The organism is Rhodocyclus gracilis (genome assembly GCF_009617575.1).
GTDB classification, from domain to species: Bacteria; Pseudomonadota; Gammaproteobacteria; order Burkholderiales; family Rhodocyclaceae; genus Rhodocyclus; species Rhodocyclus gracilis.
Window position 1 is genome coordinate 12,825 of record NZ_WIXJ01000001.1, and the last position, 16,584, is coordinate 29,408.

Annotated in this window: 18 protein-coding genes; 16 read left to right on the forward strand and 2 right to left on the reverse strand. The window is 62.6% G+C overall.

Going from position 1 to position 16,584, the window contains the following annotated elements; all coding sequences use genetic code 11:
• Window position 1: 1 nt before the first annotated feature.
• From GHK24_RS00105 to GHK24_RS00130, 6 genes are all read left to right on the forward strand, one after another.
• Entirely contained in the window at window positions 2-1,072 is a 1,071-nt protein-coding gene (locus GHK24_RS00105; RefSeq protein ID WP_153467099.1) for a baseplate J/gp47 family protein, read from the forward strand.
• Window positions 1,063-1,665 carry a YmfQ family protein gene (locus GHK24_RS00110; RefSeq protein WP_153467102.1) on the forward strand — a complete coding sequence of 201 codons (603 nt, stop codon included), beginning with the start codon at window positions 1,063-1,065 and terminating at the stop codon, window positions 1,663-1,665. The genes GHK24_RS00105 and GHK24_RS00110 overlap by 10 nt, the downstream gene beginning before the upstream one ends.
• Window positions 1,666-1,668: 3 nt before the next feature.
• Window positions 1,669-2,676 carry a phage tail protein gene (locus GHK24_RS00115; RefSeq protein WP_153467105.1) on the forward strand — a complete coding sequence of 336 codons (1,008 nt, stop codon included), beginning with the start codon at window positions 1,669-1,671 and terminating at the stop codon, window positions 2,674-2,676.
• 14 nt (window positions 2,677-2,690) lie between these two features.
• Window positions 2,691-3,110, forward strand: coding sequence for a hypothetical protein (locus GHK24_RS00120; protein WP_153467108.1), 420 nt, complete (start codon window positions 2,691-2,693; stop codon window positions 3,108-3,110).
• A gap of 124 nt (window positions 3,111-3,234) precedes the next feature.
• The gene (locus GHK24_RS00125) at window positions 3,235-3,846 is read left to right on the forward strand and encodes a cysteine hydrolase family protein (protein WP_153467112.1); all 612 of its coding nucleotides are present in this window, start codon (window positions 3,235-3,237) and stop codon (window positions 3,844-3,846) included.
• A gap of 224 nt (window positions 3,847-4,070) precedes the next feature.
• Window positions 4,071-5,141: an asparaginase gene (locus tag GHK24_RS00130; protein ID WP_153467115.1), complete on the forward strand. Its 1,071-nt coding sequence runs from the start codon at window positions 4,071-4,073 to the stop codon at window positions 5,139-5,141.
• On the opposite strand, the gene GHK24_RS00135 is transcribed toward GHK24_RS00130, so the two are convergent.
• Window positions 5,128-5,463, reverse strand: coding sequence for a hypothetical protein (locus GHK24_RS00135; RefSeq protein ID WP_153467118.1), 336 nt, complete (start codon window positions 5,461-5,463; stop codon window positions 5,128-5,130). The genes GHK24_RS00130 and GHK24_RS00135 overlap by 14 nt on opposite strands.
• A 15-nt stretch (window positions 5,464-5,478) precedes the next feature.
• On the opposite strand from GHK24_RS00135, the gene GHK24_RS00140 reads away from it, so the two are divergent.
• Window positions 5,479-6,483: a hypothetical protein gene (locus tag GHK24_RS00140; RefSeq protein ID WP_153467121.1), complete on the forward strand. Its 1,005-nt coding sequence runs from the start codon at window positions 5,479-5,481 to the stop codon at window positions 6,481-6,483.
• Between the two features lie 160 nt (window positions 6,484-6,643).
• On the opposite strand, the gene GHK24_RS00145 is transcribed toward GHK24_RS00140, so the two are convergent.
• Window positions 6,644-7,228 carry an isochorismatase family protein gene (locus GHK24_RS00145; protein ID WP_340666059.1) on the reverse strand — a complete coding sequence of 195 codons (585 nt, stop codon included), beginning with the start codon at window positions 7,226-7,228 and terminating at the stop codon, window positions 6,644-6,646.
• A gap of 78 nt (window positions 7,229-7,306) precedes the next feature.
• Between GHK24_RS00145 and GHK24_RS00150 the strand changes: the two genes are divergently transcribed.
• From GHK24_RS00150 to GHK24_RS00190, 9 genes are all read left to right on the forward strand, one after another.
• Window positions 7,307-8,269 (forward strand): amino acid ABC transporter substrate-binding protein, encoded by a 963-nt coding sequence (locus GHK24_RS00150; RefSeq protein ID WP_228384463.1) that lies wholly within the window; start codon window positions 7,307-7,309, stop codon window positions 8,267-8,269.
• A gap of 54 nt (window positions 8,270-8,323) precedes the next feature.
• The gene (locus GHK24_RS00155; protein ID WP_153467124.1) at window positions 8,324-9,004 is read left to right on the forward strand and encodes an amino acid ABC transporter permease; all 681 of its coding nucleotides are present in this window, start codon (window positions 8,324-8,326) and stop codon (window positions 9,002-9,004) included.
• Entirely contained in the window at window positions 9,001-9,768 is a 768-nt protein-coding gene (locus tag GHK24_RS00160; protein ID WP_153467127.1) for an amino acid ABC transporter ATP-binding protein, read from the forward strand. Before GHK24_RS00155 ends, GHK24_RS00160 begins: the two co-directional genes overlap by 4 nt.
• Before the next feature lie 135 nt (window positions 9,769-9,903).
• Complete coding sequence (locus tag GHK24_RS00165; RefSeq protein ID WP_153467130.1) at window positions 9,904-10,827, forward strand: methionine ABC transporter ATP-binding protein; 924 nt, start codon at window positions 9,904-9,906, stop codon at window positions 10,825-10,827.
• Window positions 10,820-11,485 carry a methionine ABC transporter permease gene (locus GHK24_RS00170; RefSeq protein ID WP_153467133.1) on the forward strand — a complete coding sequence of 222 codons (666 nt, stop codon included), beginning with the start codon at window positions 10,820-10,822 and terminating at the stop codon, window positions 11,483-11,485. The genes GHK24_RS00165 and GHK24_RS00170 overlap by 8 nt, the downstream gene beginning before the upstream one ends.
• A gap of 26 nt (window positions 11,486-11,511) precedes the next feature.
• Window positions 11,512-12,315, forward strand: a complete 804-nt coding sequence (locus tag GHK24_RS00175) for a MetQ/NlpA family ABC transporter substrate-binding protein (protein ID WP_153467136.1) — start codon at window positions 11,512-11,514, stop codon at window positions 12,313-12,315.
• 306 nt (window positions 12,316-12,621) lie between these two features.
• On the forward strand, window positions 12,622-14,496 hold the full coding sequence (locus tag GHK24_RS00180) for a methyl-accepting chemotaxis protein (RefSeq protein WP_153467139.1): 1,875 nt from the start codon (window positions 12,622-12,624) through the stop codon (window positions 14,494-14,496).
• A gap of 206 nt (window positions 14,497-14,702) precedes the next feature.
• The gene (locus GHK24_RS00185) at window positions 14,703-15,617 is read left to right on the forward strand and encodes a homocysteine S-methyltransferase family protein (RefSeq protein WP_153467142.1); all 915 of its coding nucleotides are present in this window, start codon (window positions 14,703-14,705) and stop codon (window positions 15,615-15,617) included.
• Window positions 15,618-15,688: 71 nt separating this feature from the next.
• Window positions 15,689-16,513, forward strand: a complete 825-nt coding sequence (locus tag GHK24_RS00190) for a transporter substrate-binding domain-containing protein (RefSeq protein ID WP_153467144.1) — start codon at window positions 15,689-15,691, stop codon at window positions 16,511-16,513.
• The last annotated feature ends 71 nt before the right edge of the window (window positions 16,514-16,584 follow it).

The following is a 16,584-nucleotide window of genomic DNA, read 5'->3' on the forward strand; positions in this document are numbered from 1 at the left end:
GATGCCTTTCGTTCGCCCCGATCTGCCAACCCTGATCGAGCGCGCCGTCGCCGATATCGAGAGCCGCTTTCCCGGCGCCGATGCGCGCCTGCGCCGCTCGAATCTCACCGTACTGTCCCGCGTGCATGCCGGCGCCGTGCATGGGCTGTACGGCTACCTCGACTGGATCGCCCGGCAGATTCTCGTCGACAAGTGCGACGACGACGTTCTCGAACGACACGCCGCGATCTGGTTGAAGTCCGGTCGCGTGTCGGCGTTCTACGCCGCGGGAGCGGCGACGGTAACGGGGAGCAACGGCACCGTCATCGAGGCCGGGGCGGTCTTCAGGCGGCAGGACGGCGCGGCCTTCGTGACCAAGGGCGAAACGACGGTCATCGGCGGCACGGCGGTGCTGGCGCTGGAGGCCAGTGAGCCGGGGCAGGCCGGTAACACGCCGGCAGGCTCGCCCCTGGGCATCGAGTCTCCGATCGACGGCCTTAACGCCACCGCGACGGTCGGGATCGACGGGCTTTCCGGTGGCGCCGACATTGAAGACATCGAGAGTCTGCGCGCCCGCGTGCTCGCCCGCATTCAGCAGACGCCGCACGGCGGCGCGGCGCATGACTACGTTGCGTGGGCGCTGGAGGTTCCGGGCGTGACGCGCGCCTGGTGCTATCCGCTGGAGATGGGCGACGGCACGGTGACGGTGCGCTTCGTCCGCGACAACGACGCAAGCCTGATTCCGGATGCGGCAGAGGTAGCGGCGGTTCAAGCCTACATCGATGCGCAGCGGCCGATCGGGATGGAGCTTTTCGTCGTCGCGCCGATCGCCGCTCCTCTCGCCTTTCAGATCCAGCTCACGCCGGCCACGGCCAGCGTCAAGGCGGCCGTCGAAGCGAGCCTGCGCGATCTGCTGATCCGTGAGGCCGAGCCGGAAGGCGGCGGCAACGAAGGCAAGATTCCGCTCTCGCACATCCGTGAAGCGATCTCGCTGGCCGCCGGCGAAACGGACCACGTGCTGCTCTCGCCCGTCGCCGACATCACGCTGAGCGTTGGCCAGATCGCGACCTTCGGAGGTATTGCATGGGTCTGAACGCTGCCGCTTACCGCGCCCAGCTGCAGGCGCTGCTGCCGCCCGGTGCGGCATGGCCGCGCGCCGCCGATGCGACCCTTACCCGGCTGCTAGATGCACTTGCCGAGGAGCTCGCGCGCGTCGATGCGCGCGGCTGGTCCGCGCTCGACGAAGCCGATGGACGCATGGCGCTGGAGCTGCTTGCAGACTGGGAACGCGTCTGCGGTCTTCCCGACACTTGCGGCGCCGGCGTGGCCACCACGCTCCAGGAGCGCCGCGCCGCAGTCGTCGCCAAGCTGACCGCGCTCGGCGGCGCCAGTCCGTCCTACTTTCTCGGCCTGGCTGAGGCGATGGGCTACACCGTCGAACTCGACGAGTTCAGGCCCTTCGTCACTGGCATCAATCGCTGCGGTGATCGCCTTGGCGGTGGCCATGCGGTGCGCCATCAGTGGCGCGTTCGCGTCACCGGCCCACGGTTTACCGCCTTTCGCACCGGCGCCAGTCAGTGCGGCGATCTGCTCGGCAAGATCGATCGCGCCGCCGATCTGGAGTGCAAGCTTAAACGCCTCAAGCCGGCACACACCCGGCTGATTTTCTCTTACGAAGGAGCCTGATCGATGAAATACGTTCCACCCATAGGTGCGGCGGCGGGCGCTCCGTACGTCGACGGCAATCCGGCCAGCGGAGTAGAAGGAAGCCCGGTTCCCTGCGCGGCGATTGAGCATCCGATGCGGGAGATCGAGGCCGTCATCACAGGCGCCGGCCTCGCCCCCGCGACTGGTGACCTCACGCAGCTGCGGCAAGCCATCGCCAAAATGATCCAGGCTGGCCAGCGCGCGGTCATCATCAACAACGCCGCCTTTGCCGGCGCTGTGACGGGATCCGGCAAGGCAGTCTATTGGGACTCGGCCAATAGCCGCTTCGACCTCGCCATCGCCGACGGATCGGGTAAGCAGTCGATAGTCGGTTTCGCCGATGTGCCCAACGCTGCAGTCGTGGCCTTTGGCGACGCAGTGCTGTTCACAGGGCTTACTCCCGGTGCGCGCTATTACCTCGACAGCGCGACGGCAGGGGCGATCACGACAACGGCGCCGACCAATGCGGTCTTCGTCGGCATCGCGCGCAATGCGACCGAGATGTTTGTTGATGTTGATGCGCCGGGCGCCTCGGGCATGCCGACCGGCGCAATCATCTACGTACCCGCCACGACCGCGCCTGCCGGCCACATCAAAGCCAACGGCGCGCTCCTCTCGCGCGCCGCTTACCCCGCGCTGTGGGCCTACGCACAGGCCAGCGGCAATCTCGCGGACAGCGATGGCGCGTGGCAAAACGGTCAGTTTTCGCCCGGCGACGGCTCGACGACTTTTCGCGTCCCGGATCTGCGCGCCGAGTTTTTGCGCGGTTTTGATGACGGTCGTGGGATTGATGCAGGGAGATTGATCGGCAGCGCGCAAGCAGGAGCTATACAGTCGCACAGTCACACAATGCCAATACAGCTAGTGCAGTGCAGCAGCGGCAATGCAAATATGACAGCGATTTCAGGTGGCCCAACAAACACGGGCGCAACGGGTGGCACAGAAACGCGCCCGCGAAACGTCGCAATGCTCGCATGCATTAAATACTAACCAGGGAGGCCACTATGCAAAAAATCGTTTCCCAGCTCGACGCCGAAGGGTATTTCATTGCGCCGGTCGTCGCCGATCCGTCTCCGCGCGAGCCGGGGGTCTACTTGATCCCGGCGGGGGCCGTTGATCTGCCCGTGCCGACCGTGCCACCGGGAAAACGCGCCAGGCTGGTCGGGCAAGCGTTTATTTTTGAGGATATCCCATCGCCGCCTCCCGAACCCTCGCCGCCGGCGGCGGACGCCAACGCTGTCCGCATCGCGCAGATCGACGCGGCGCTCGCTGAGATCGACCAGCGCAGCATCCGCCCTTCGCGCGAAATTGCGTCAGCGCTCGCCAGTGGCCAGCCGGTGCCACCATTTTTGATCGCAAAACTCGATGCGCTCGAAACCGAGGCGGTGGCGCTACGCACGGAGTTTCGGGCGCTGCTGGCCTGACACGGATTGTCGGCTTCTTTTTACGAGAGGCAATTCGTTATCAGGTATCGGTACAATCCCCGCGTTCAAAATATCGCGCAAAACGACGCTAAATTTCGCGCGCCGCTACACACGGAGCGCTGCCATGACCGCACCCCACCCCCTCGCCGTCCGCACCCTCCTCGACCTGATGGGCGCCACGCCGCCACGCCCGCATCTGGGCGACTCGGTTCTCCTGATCATCGACGCCCAGCGCGAATACGTCGACGGTGCCCTGCCGCTCGTCGGCATCGACGAAGCGCTGACAGCGGGCGGCAACGTGCTGGCGCGAGCGCGAGCCGCCGGCGCGCCCGTTGTGCACATCCTGCATCGCGCCGACGGCCCGCTCTTCAACCCGCAAGGCCACGGCTACCAACCGGCGCCGCCGCTGCTGCCGCGAGACGGCGAAACCGTCATCGAGAAAACGAAGGCCAACGCCTTCGCCGGCACCGCGCTACACGAGGCGCTCATCGCCACCGGGCGCAAAAGCCTCATCGTCATCGGCTTCATGACGCACAACTGCGTCAGCTCAACCGTCCGCGCCGCCAACGAAAAAGGCTTCACCTGCACCGTCGTCGCTCCCGCCACCGCCACGCGCGACCTGCCCGACGGCGACGGCGGCACGCTGCCCGCCGCCGCCGTGCAAGCCGCCTGCCTCGTTGGCCTCAGCGACACGCTGGCACGAATCGCCTGGACGACGGATGACCTGATCGGCTGAGCGCCCTCCCTGCCTTCGCTGCTCGCGGGGAGGCGCGGCGCATGACGCGGGGGCGCCAAACGCCCCCTCAGCGAACATGGCAAACGGCTAAATTTCTGGCTGACTAGCGTTTTGTCATCGGACTACAATCGCCCGGCGGCGACACCGCCACACGGTATCGCCCCTTGATTTGCAGAGACACGCCAGGTGGGTTTTCTCGCGGTTCAACCAGAAAGGATGCAGCCATGTCACACAAGACGGTCAAGCAGTGGGCATTGTTTGTTTTCTCCGCCGTGCTCATCAGCAGCGCGGCAATCGCTCAAACCAAGCCGAACGTGGTCATCCTCGCCACCGGCGGAACCATCGCCGGTGCGGGCGCCGACGTGACCAACAGCGCCACCTATCAGGCGGCCAAAGTGCCGGTCGACAAGCTGATCGCCGGCATCCCGCAACTAGGCAGCGTCGCCAACGTGCGCGGCGAACAGGTCTTCCAGATTGCCTCCGAGAGCTTCACCAACGCCAACCTGCTGACGCTCGGCAAGCGCGTCGCGGCGCTCGCCAGGCAGGACGACGTCGACGGCATCGTCATCACGCACGGCACCGACACGACCGAAGAAACGGCCTACTTCCTCAACCTCGTGGTGCATACCGACAAGCCCATCGTCGTTGTCGCCTCCATGCGCCCCGGCACCGCCATGTCGGCCGACGGCATGCTCAATCTCTACAGCGCCGTCACCGTCGCCGGCAGCAAGGACGCGCGTGGCCGTGGCGTCATGGTCGTGATGAACGACGAGATCGACAGCGGCCGCGATGTCACCAAGGCCGTCAACAACAAGGTCGAGGCCTTCAAGAGCCCGTGGGGGCCGCTCGGCTTCGTCGTCGAAGGCAAGAACTACTGGTTCCGCCGGCTCGACAAGCGCCACACCGTGAATTCCGAATTCGATATCGAGAAGATCAACGCGCTGCCGCTCGTCGAAATCGCCTACGCCGGCGGCAACGTGGACGACGTCGCCTACCGTGCCTTTGCCAAGGCTGGCGCCAAGGCCATCATCCACGCCGGCCCCGGCAACGGCTCCGTCTCCGGCGCGCTGGTGCCTGTGCTGCAAGAACTGCGCGGCAAGGGCATCCAGATCATCCGCTCCTCGCATGTGAACGCCGGCGGCTTTGTCCTGCGTAACGCCGAGCAGCCCGACGACAAATACGACTGGATCGTCGCGCACGACCTCAACCCGCAAAAAGCCCGCATTCTCGCCACCGTGGCCCTGACCGCCACCAGCGACACCAAGGAACTGCAACGGATTTTTATGGAGTATTGATGGGGTAGTCGGTATTTGGTGAAGGAAGGGACGTAAGGCTGAAGGTGGTTTTACGTCCTTCCGGAAAAATGATTAATTTGCCATCTTGAATTTGATGGGCTGAAAACGGCCAGGAACGGTCAGTCGGAATGTGCGCCCCAAAGCGGTCGCGCGCCAGTGCTGCTTTTTCTGGCTCTTTAGTAGAACTTAAGTCATAAGTCATCCAGATTTTCCGTAAAACCCTTGGTCGTACGCTATTTTTAGCGAAGAACGTCCGGCTAGTTAATGCTGCAACTTGCCAAGTTAGGGCGTAATTGCACTGTCCAAATTTAACGTTAGACATACCCCGAGGTATTCCATGCCTGAAATACTCAATGTCCGGGTTGAGCAGCAGCTAAACGAAGTCGGCGACGAGGTCTCTGCAATCATCGCAGTTATTCGGCCCATCCTTTACGGTCTTTTGCACGCGCTAAAACAGGAAGTGGTCCGAGAAGTCGGTGGCTACGCGGAGGTAAAGCTGTTCATGCTCCCGCGCCTCTATCGACCCGGGGATGGCGATTGCGGAATTTGCTTTGAATATGCAGTACACGATGCAATTCGCCGTCGAGACCAGCCAATTATTGAGAAAGTCAATGACAGCATGAGGCGTTACTGCCGAGTTCCGGGGCAGGACACGTCATCAATTCTGTTCGGTGCGGAAAAGTCAGGCGCCATCCAGTTGCTTGAGACCGCAGAAAACCTCTTAACCGACGATTCGCGCTTGCTCACTGGTGAACAAGCGCAACCTATCAAGCTGCGGCGGTACATAAATATGCTTTCCGCTGCTTTCAAGAAACCAACAACGCGATTGGCTTTGCCGTACAGCATCAGCGGCCTTTGGAAGGCGGACCTATTTCTTGGGATGCGAGATTCCGACCGCTGGGTGGGTACAACAGTAAAAATCAACCCTAGGCACCTCGAAGGAGCTAAGGGACTACGCATCGCAATCGTTCCATCCCAACAAGGTAGAAATGATCGTATTCAGGTCGATCACGGAAAAAATCTAGTGGTATGCCCACTCCCCTATGACGGTGCCTTTATGGAGTTGTTTTATGTTGCATGGGGAATAGTTCAACAATTCATTGCCGCAGATGCAAAATTACCTCGGGAGGTCAGCCTACCAATTGCATCTCATCGTATGGTTGCGAAACTATTGGAAGATCGCAGAGAATTCCCGCTAATCGATATTATTGAATCATTAGCACCGTTGGCGCAGCCTGAATTGCTTAATAGCGCAGAAGCTCAAGACCGCATTGATACTCTCGGCGATGTTACCCCCGACCTAACAACAGTAATTGCACCGGTGTCCCGTGAAATCGTCTAACCACTCCGTTAAGAGGGACCGCCCACAAGCTGCGTTTGTGGGTTCCTTTCGCGGCTTCGCCGCTCGGCGGCCCCTCACGTCAAACGTTGAACAACAGCTTTCCACAGGTGCCAATGTCCGCTTTGGATCGAATGCGGTCCTACGACAACGCACCCCATAATCACCGAATAAACTCCCGACTAACCGCCCGAAACGTCTCCGTGCCTGCGCGTTGCAGCCACTCGAAGGCGACCATTTCGCGCGAGACGATATCGGCGCCGTGGCGGCGCATGCGGTCGAGGGCCAGTGCCTTGTCGCTGGCGCGTCGGGAGCCGACCGCTTCTTCCACGACGAAAACCTCGCGCCCGAGGGCGAGCAGATCGAGCACGGTCTGCTGTACGCAAACGTGCGACTCGCTGCCGACGACCACGAACTGCCGGCGCTCGCCCCCCGGCGCCGCGAGAAAGCCGCCGCTACTCTCCGGCAACTCGGGGCGCCCCGCTGCCGCGCCACACTCCGCCACGGCGGAGAAGTAGATTTTCTCGACCACCGCGCTATCGCCGAGCAGCTCGCGCAGCGCCGGCACGGTCGCACCGAGGCCGCGCGGGTATTGCTCGGTACAGATCACCGGCACGCCAAGGCGCTTGGCCACCTGCACCAGCCAGCAACACGCGTCGAGCATCGCCTCGCCCTGTTCGATGAATGGCTGAAGGCGCTCCTGTACGTCGATGACGAGCAGCGTCGAACGGTCGGGGTGAATGAGCACGGCAGAACTCCCATCAAAGAGGTCCGCGAATCTTAGCGGCTCGCGCGCGGGGCGGGCAATTGGCCGCCGGCTCCGCGAATGGCAGCCACCTTCTGTGGCGGCGGGCTTATCAAAAATCCTGAAGTCATTGGACGGAAAAGTGATTTGGCCGGCGCGGGTCAGGTTGCTAGATTGGCTGCCGGCTCCCGGCTGACGGCGGACTCCATTCCCGGCGCCTCGCCCCGGAATTCCTTTGAATTCACGAATAGGAATCAGCACATGAAATCGCTTAAATCCCTGATTGCCATTGGACTCGTTCAGATTTTCGCCATTGCCGCATCCGGGTCGGCTTTTGCCGATCCGGCGCTCGATCAGATCAAGGGCAGCGGTGTATTCCGCGTCGGCACCGAAGGCACTTATGCGCCTTTTACCTTTCACAACAGCGCCGACACGCTCGTCGGCTTCGATGTCGAGATCGCCCAGGAGATTGGCAAACGTCTCGGCGTAAAGGTGCAATTTATCGAGAGCAAATGGGATGGCCTGATCGCCGGGCTCGATGCCAACCGCTACGACGCCGTTATCAACGAAGTAACGATCTCCGACGCACGCAAGGCGAAATACGATTTCTCGACGCCGTATATCGTCTCCAAGGCCGTGCTGATCGTGCGTAGCGATAATTCGACGATCAAATCCTTCGCCGACCTGAAGGGTAAAAAATCCGCCCATACACTGAGCAGCAATTTCGCCAGAATCGCCAGCGATAACGGCGCCGAACTTCTCGGCACCGATGGTTTCAATCAATCGATTGATCTCGTGATCTCCGGCCGCGCCGACGCGACGATCAACGATTCGCTCTCCTATCTCGATTTCAAGCACCACAAACCCGAAGCCAAGGTAAAGATCGCCAGCACGCTCGACGCCGCCGATTATCAGGGGGTATTGATCCGCAAAGGCAATCCCGATTTGCTGGCCGCCATCAATAAAAGCCTCGCCGATATCAAGGCCGACGGCACCTATCTGAAAATCTCGCAAAAATACTTCGGCACCGACGTTTCAAAATAATGCGTCGCTGCTGAGTGACTGAGCTACCGGGTTTTCAGGAAAAGGGTCGGAACGATGCCGCACTGGTTGTCGCTGATGGTGGATTCGTTCTGGCCCTTGTTGTACGCGGGCGTGGTGTTTACCGTCCCGCTCACGCTGCTGTCGTTTGCCGGCGGTTTGTTGCTGGGCTTTGCGGTAGCGCTGGCGCGCCTCTTCGGCCCCTCGCCGCTGGTGAAGGTGGCGCGCTTCTACGTCTGGTTCATTCGCGGCACGCCGCTGCTGGTACAGCTTTTCGTGATCTTTTACGGCCTGCCGAACATCGGCATCGTTCTCGACGCCTTCCCGGCCGCCTTGATCGGTTTCACGCTCAATGTCGGCGCGTATACCTCCGAGGTCATCCGCGCTGCTATCGCCTCGGTGCCGCGCGGCCAGTGGGAGGCCGCCTATTCGATCGGGATGAGCTGGACGCAGGCCATGCGGCGAACGATTCTGCCGCAGGCGACGGGCCTCGCCGTGCCGCCGCTCTCGAACTCCTTCATTTCGCTGATCAAGGACACCTCGCTCGCCGCCGCGCTGACCGTGCCGGAGATCTTTCAGGCCGCCCAGCGCATCGCTTCCGTCACCTACGAGCCTTTCATCCTGTATTCGGAAACCGCCTTGATCTACCTCTTTTTCAGCTCGGTGCTGTCGAGCGCGCAAACGCGCCTCGAAGCCCGCTTTGGCCGGCATTCCTCGCCGTTGGGAGCGGCGGGATGATTCGCCTCTCCGGCATCGTCAAACGTTTTGGCGACGCCCCGGCGCTCAAGGGTGTCGAGCTGTCGGTCGCCGAGGGCAGCGTCACGGCGCTGATCGGTCCCTCCGGCAGCGGCAAGAGCACGCTGCTGCGCTGTGTGAATCTGCTCGAAGTGCCGCAGCAAGGCCGCGTACAGGTCGGCGACGAGGCGATTTCGTTTGACGACACGCCGCGCCCCTCGCGCGAGGCCATCCGGCGGCTGCGCCGGCAGAGCGGCATGGTGTTTCAGTCCTTCCAGCTCTTTCCGCACCAGAACGTCGTGCAAAACGTCGCCGAGAGCCTCGTCACCGTCCTCGACTGGACGCGGGAGGAAGCCGAGGCGCACAGCCTCGACCTGCTGAAAAAAGTCGGCATGGCGCACAAAGCCAGAGAATGGCCGGCCAACCTCTCCGGCGGCCAGCAGCAGCGCGTCGCCATCGCCCGCGCACTGGCCGCCTCGCCGAAGGTCTTGCTCTGCGACGAGCCGACCTCGGCGCTCGACCCGGAACTCGCCGCCGAGGTGGTCGACGTGCTCAGACGGCTCGCGGCCGAGGGAACGACGATGCTCATGGCGACGCACGACCTGCGTCTGGCGGCGACCATCGCGCATCAGGTCGTCTTTCTCGAAGACGGTGAAATCCGCGAATCCGGCAGCGCACAGCACATCTTCACGCAGCCGAAACACCCGCGCACGCAGGCTTTCGTGTCGACGCTGCGCGAAACCGTGCTCGAAGACTGGTCGATCTGAGCGCCGCCGCGAGGCATAACGACACGTCGCGCGAGGGATAAGCTTCTGCGCTTTTCTTCGTTGGAGTGAGCCGGGCTTGCCCCTAGAGTTTTCCGTCAGCGCGCGCTGGCCGCGCATTTTTGCTCACGGAGAACCATGCCTACCTCAACCGCCAAGACCGGCGCCGCGATTCGCCTGACGGGTGTTACCAAACACTTTGCCGGCAGCGCGACGGCAGCGGTCCACCCCACCGATCTCGCCATCGAAGCCGGTGAAATCCACGGCATCATCGGCTTCTCGGGCGCCGGCAAATCGACGCTGCTGCGCCTCGTCAACCTCCTGGAGCGGCCCGACGCCGGCCTCGTCGAAGTGGGCGACGACGAGCTGAGCGCCTTGCCACCGCTCGCCTTGCGCGCCGCACGTCGGCGCATCGGCATGATCTTTCAGCAGTTCAACCTGCTGCATAACCTGAGCGTCGCCGAGAACGTCGCCTTCCCGCTGCGCATCGCCGGCGATTCGCCCGCCTCGATCAAGGCACGCGTTGCCGAGTGCCTCGATTACGTCGGGCTCTCCGCAAAAGCGGCGGCCTATCCGGGGCAGTTGTCGGGCGGGCAGAAGCAGCGCGTTGCCATCGCCCGCGCGCTGGCACCGAATCCGGGCGTACTGCTCGCCGACGAGCCGACCTCGGCGCTCGATCCGCGCACCACGCAGTCGATCCTCGACGTACTGGCCGATATCAACCAGCGTTTCGGCGTCACCGTGCTGCTCGTCACCCACGAAATGAGCGTCGTCCGCCGTCTCTGCCACCGCGTCTCGGTGATGGACGAAGGGCGCATCGTCGAGCAGATCGACCTGCGCACGGGCTTCACAGCGCCACGCAGCGAACTGGCGCGCTGGCTCTTTGCCAGCGGCGAAGCGTCGCCGGCAGAGGCCACTCAGCCGGCGACGGTTGCCGCCGCAACGAGCGCGCCGGCCACCGCACCGGCCAACACCTCTGCCGCTGTACCGGCGAACGCCGCCGCCCGCGCCATCGTCGTGACGCCCGCCAACGCACCGTTCCGCGAGGTCTACCATGCTTGAGAACCTGCTCGAACTGACGCCGGACATCATCACCGCCATCGGCGAGACGTTCTTCATGCTCGGCATCTGCCTGACGACGGCCGTCACGCTCGGCGGCGCGCTCGGCATCGCCGTCTACCTGACGGCGCCGGGCAACCCGCTGGCACGCTACCGGCGTTTCAACCTGACGGCGGACGCCATCATCAACGTCGTCCGCTCGTTTCCGTTCATCATCCTGCTGGTCGCCCTGTCGCCCTTCACGCGCTACATCGTCGGTACCTCGATTGGCCCGCTGGCGGCGAGCGTACCGCTCTCCTGCGCGGCGATTCCGTACTTTGCCCGTCTGGTCGAGCAGACGCTGCGGGATGTGCCGCGCGGCGTCATCGAAGCGGCCGAGGCCATGGGCGCCTCGCCCTGGCAGATCGTCTGGCGGGTGCTGCTGGTTGACGGACGCTCAGGGCTGATCCTGTCGACGACCGTTCTCGCCGTCAGCTTCCTTTCCTACTCGGCGATTGCCGGCGTCGTCGGCGGCGGCGGTATCGGCGATCTGGCCATCCGCTACGGCTACTACCGATTCCAGACCGACATCATGGCAGCGATGGTGGTGCTGCTCGTCGTTCTCGTCCAACTCATCCAGACCACCGGACAGTACCTCGCTCGTCGTGCCGACAAGCGCTGATTTTTCGAACCTCACGGAGATTGTTCATGAAAGTTCTACGTTCCCTGCTGATCGCCGTCGTCGCGGCCGCCCTGCCCCTTTCGCTCGTACACGCTGACGACAAAAAAGCGCTGACCATCGGCGCCACCGCCGGCCCGAACTACGACCAACTCAAATACGGCATCAAGCCCGTGCTGGAAAAGCAGGGCTATCACGTCAAGCTCGTCGAATTCAACGACTACGTGCAGCCGAACCTCGCGCTGGCAAGCGGCTCGCTCGATGCCAACCTCTTCCAGCACGTCATTTACCTGCGCAAATTCTCGGCTGACCAGAAGCTCGATCTGGTTGACGTGACGCAGGCGCCGATTGCGCCGCTGGGGCTGTACTCGAAGAAGGCGAAATCGCTCGCCGAGCTGAAGGAAGGCGCACGCATCACGCTGCCGAACGACCCGAGCAACCTCGCCCGCGCGCTGGTACTGCTGGAGCAGAACGGCGTCGTCAAGCTCAAGCCCGGCATCGACCCGCTGCGCGCGACGGAAAAAGACCTCGCCGAAAATCCGAAGAAGATCCAGCTGCTGCCGATTGAAGCCGCGCAACTGCCGCGTACGCTCGACGATGCGGATTTCTCGCTGATCACCGGCAACTTCGCCATCGCCTCCGGCCTCAAGCTGCAGGAAGCCGTCGTGCTGGAAAAGACGCCCGACTATTACCTCAATGTCGTCGCCGTACGCAGCGCCGACAAGGATTCGGAAAAGACCCGTGCCATCGTCGCCGCGTTCCACTCCCCGGAATACCGGCATGTGCTCGATACCCGCTTCCCCGGTTATGCCCGCCCGTCATATTTGAAATAAATAAGCCTGTGGCGGAAACCTCCGCCAATAGGCAAGCCGCGCCACCGCAGTATCGTGGCGCGGTTTTTTTTTGCCGCAAATAAAGCAAACGTCAGCAACGAAACAAATTGAAAAAATCAAGCGCAGCAATCGTTTTTACGCATAATACGCACGCACGCGCGGAAATATCTGCGCGGGGCGGCGACGCCTTTAGTCTGCCCTGCCCGCCTTTTCAGGAGAAAGGCAGATGGTGCGGAGTCATCGACGACGAGAGCCTTTACCCAGGCCACTATTTCAGTCCGATGGGCTTTTGATGGGAGCCAAGCCATGTTTTCTTCGCTAAAAGCGAAAATGATCACCTACGTGCTGATCATCATCGCGCTGCTTTCGCTACTCTTTTGCGGTGCGGCATACTGGAAAATGAAGTCCTCGCTGCTCGAATCGATCAATTCCGAGATCGAGCAAGCCGCCGCAGGAAAGGTCAGTTTCCTGACGGAATGGGTTTCCTCTCGACAACTGATCGTCGCCTCGACGCTGGGGCGCTTCAGCAATGGCGATCTCAAGCCGGTACTCGATCAGGCGAAGGTCGCGGGCGGTTTCGATGACATGTACATCGGCCAGCCCGACAAGAAAATGACGCAGTTTTCCAATGCCACGCCAGTACCGCCGGGCTACGACCCGACGGTTCGCCCGTGGTATGTCGCGGCGGCGGCCTCGCAGGAAGCGATTGCCTCGCCGCCCTATATCGACGCCTCGACCAAACTTCCCATCATTACCTTTGCCAAGGCGCTGCGGGAAAACGGCAATCTCGTTGCCGTCGCCGGTGGCGATGTCACGCTGAAACGTGTCGTCGATGAAGTCATCGCCGCCAAACTCCCCGGTGACGGCTACGCCTTCCTGATTACCCAGGACGGTCAGGTTATCGCCCACCCGCAAAAGGATTCGGGGCTGAAAAAAATCGGTGAGGTATTACCCGGATTCGACCTCGCTGCCCTGCCGAAAGACGGCACGATCAGCCAGCTGCAACTCGGCGATGAAAACACGCTGACCGCCCTCTTCCCGGTCGGCACGACGGGCTGGATTCTCGGCGTGGTCGTTCCCGAGGCGAAGGCCATGGCACCGATCAATCGGCTGCTCTACACGATGCTGACGCTGATGGGAGTCGGCCTGCTGATCGCCTTCTTCGCGACCTCTTTCGGCATCACGCGCATGATGAGCAGCATCACCCTGCTGCGCGACGCGATGCACACCATGTCGCTCGGCGGCGGCGATCTGACCGTCAACCTCAGCGTCGACAGCAAGGACGAAGTCGGCCAGACGAAGGACTCCTTCAACCGCTTCCTCGGCACGCTGCGCAGCATGGTCAGCGAGGTCAAGGAAAACTCGGGAAGCCTGCTCAGCGGCATCGAAAAGGTGGGGCAGGAGACCGACCGCATCAGCGAAGGCTCGAAGCAACAAGCGACCTTTGCCAGCGAAACCGCCGCTGCCGTCGAGGAAATGACGGCCAGCATCAGCCAGATCGCCGAGTCGGCCCGCAACGCCGAAAAAATGACGCAGGAGTCCGGTCGCGTGTCGCAACAACTGGTCGGCGACGTGCGCCAGACATCGGAGGAGATCGGGTTGATCTCAAGCACGGTCGAGCAGCTGCAAACAACGCTGAAAGGCCTCGACGCCCGCTCGCTGCAAATCAACAACATCGTCGCCGTGATCAAGGAAATCGCCGATCAGACCAATCTGCTGGCGCTCAACGCGGCCATCGAAGCGGCGCGCGCCGGCGAGCAAGGGCGAGGCTTTGCGGTCGTCGCCGACGAGGTCAGAAAGCTTGCCGAACGCACCGGCGTCTCCACCGTCGAGATCGGCAACATGATCCAGCTGATCCAGGACGAGACCAAGAGCGCCGTCACCAACATGGAAAGCGCAGTGCAGCAGGTCAATCGCGGCGTCGAGAAATCGCGCGCCGTCACCGAGTCGATCGAGCACATCGAACGAAGCGCGCAGGAAGTCGAGCGCGCCCTCAGTGCCATCGCCTCGGCGACCACCGAGCAATCGAGCGCCAGCCATGAAATCGCCAGGAACATCGAGCGGATTCACGAGATGACGGAAACCTCCGACCTGTCGATTCAGGAGACACACTCCGAAACCGAGAACCTGCGCCAACTGGCGCACGAGCTGCGCGTGCTGATGGAGAAATTCCGCGTCTGACGCGACCAGCAATCGTCACTGCCGGTCGCGGGCGCCGCAGCGCGCCCCGTCTCCAGCCTCGCGGCCCCTGTGCTTCGGCATGGGGGCCGCGTTGTTTGTATCTGCCCTTCCGGCATATCGACATAGCCCGAAAATTTAAGTGGCCGCCGTGTAGGGAAATATACTTCGACCCTCCTTTCACCCTGCCCGATAAGCGTTTCGCGCCTATGACCACCCCTGACAACACCCTGCTGCTCGATGGCGGCACGGGGCGAGAACTCCAGCGCGTCGGCGCGCCTTTCAAGCAGCCGGAATGGTCGGCGCTGGCGCTGATCGAAGCGCCGCACTTTGTCTCGCTCGTGCATCAACGCTACGTCGATGCCGGCGCCGACGTGATCACCACCAACAGCTACGCAGTCGTGCCATTCCACATCGGCGAAGCGCGCTTTGCGGCGCAAGGCGAAGCACTGGCGGCGCTGGCCGGACAACTCGCCCGAGCAGTGGCCGACGCGGCCCCACGGCCAGTGCGCGTGGCAGGCTCGCTGCCGCCGGTCTGCGGCTCGTACCGCGCCGACCTTTTCGATACGGCATCGGCCCGTCCGATTCTGGAAGTGCTGGTACGCGGCCTGCGCCCCTACGTCGATCACTGGCAGGCAGAAACCTTAAGCGCCATCGAAGAAGCCGAACTGGTGCGCGCCGTCATCGGCGACGATGGCAAGGCGCTGTGGCTTTCCTTCACCCTGCAGGACGATACGGTCGTCGCCGGCGATCCACGCCTGCGCTCCGGCCAGACCGTCGCTGATGCCGTTGCTGCCGCCCTGCGTCTCGGTGCCTCGGCGCTTCTGTTCAATTGCAGCCAGCCGGAAGTCATGGCCGATGCCGTTGCGGCGACGCAGGACAGACTCACGGCCGAGAAGGCGACGCTGCGCATCGGCGTCTACGCCAACGCCTTCCCGCCGCAGCGCAAGGATGCCGAAGCGAATTCCGGGCTCGACGAGATTCGCGCCGACCTCACGCCAGAGGGCTATCTCGCCTGGGCAGGCGCCTGGCGCACGGGCGGAGCATCGATCATCGGCGGCTGTTGCGGCATCGGCCCGGAACACATCGCGGCGATCCGGGCCGATCTCGATCGCTGCGCCTGAGCCAGCCGGCAACACCTGCCCTTTTCCGAACGACAGGTTTCGGACCTTCTCATCACTTCCCGGATCAATCAATGAACGCAAAACTCTACGCAGTGATCGCCGTCCTCGTCGCCGGATGGAGCGTGAACGCCTCCGCCGGCGAAACGCTGAACCGCATCAAGACCACCAAGACGCTGGTTGAAGTGGTCGACCAGAGCTATCCGCCGTTCTCCTTCCTCAACGACAAGAACCAGATGGACGGGTTTGATATCGACGTCGCCAAGGAAGTCGCCAAACGCCTGGGGGCGCGCCTGAAGATCGAGACGCCGTCCTGGGAAGTCGTCACGGCGGGCAACTGGCGCGGGCGCTGGGATGTCTGCATCTGCTCGATGACGCCCGACAAGCAGAAGGCGCGCGTGCTGGATTTCGTCGCTCACTACTACAGCGCGCCGGCCGTGCTCGTCACCGCCGACAAGAACTCAACGATCACGAGCGAAGCCGACATCAATGCCAGGCGCATCGGCGTCGAACAAGGCTCCTCGTACGAGCGTTACCTGCAAAAAGGCCTTGTCATCGAAGTGCCGGATGCCAAGCCCATCGTCTATCCCTTTGACCGTGTAACCATCGCCCCCTACGGCAGCGAAGACCTCGCCTATCAGGATCTGGCGCTCGGCGCCGGCAAGCGCATCGACGGCATCGTCTCGAACCTCATCACGGCCAAGGCGCGCATCGCCAAAACACCGGGGAAATTCAAGCTGATCGGCTCGCCGCTCTATCTTGAGCCGAACTGGGTCGCCATCGACAAGGGCGACGCGGAGTGGAAGGCCGAACTCGCCAGAATCCTCGCCGAGCTGAAAAAGGACGGCACGCTCAGCAAGCTGTCGCAAAAGTGGATCGGGCAGGACATCACCCAGTAATCACGCCGCTCCGCTCATCAGTTCGTACGATGCAAAAATCCCCCTGCCGCCGGACAGGGGGATTTATTTTT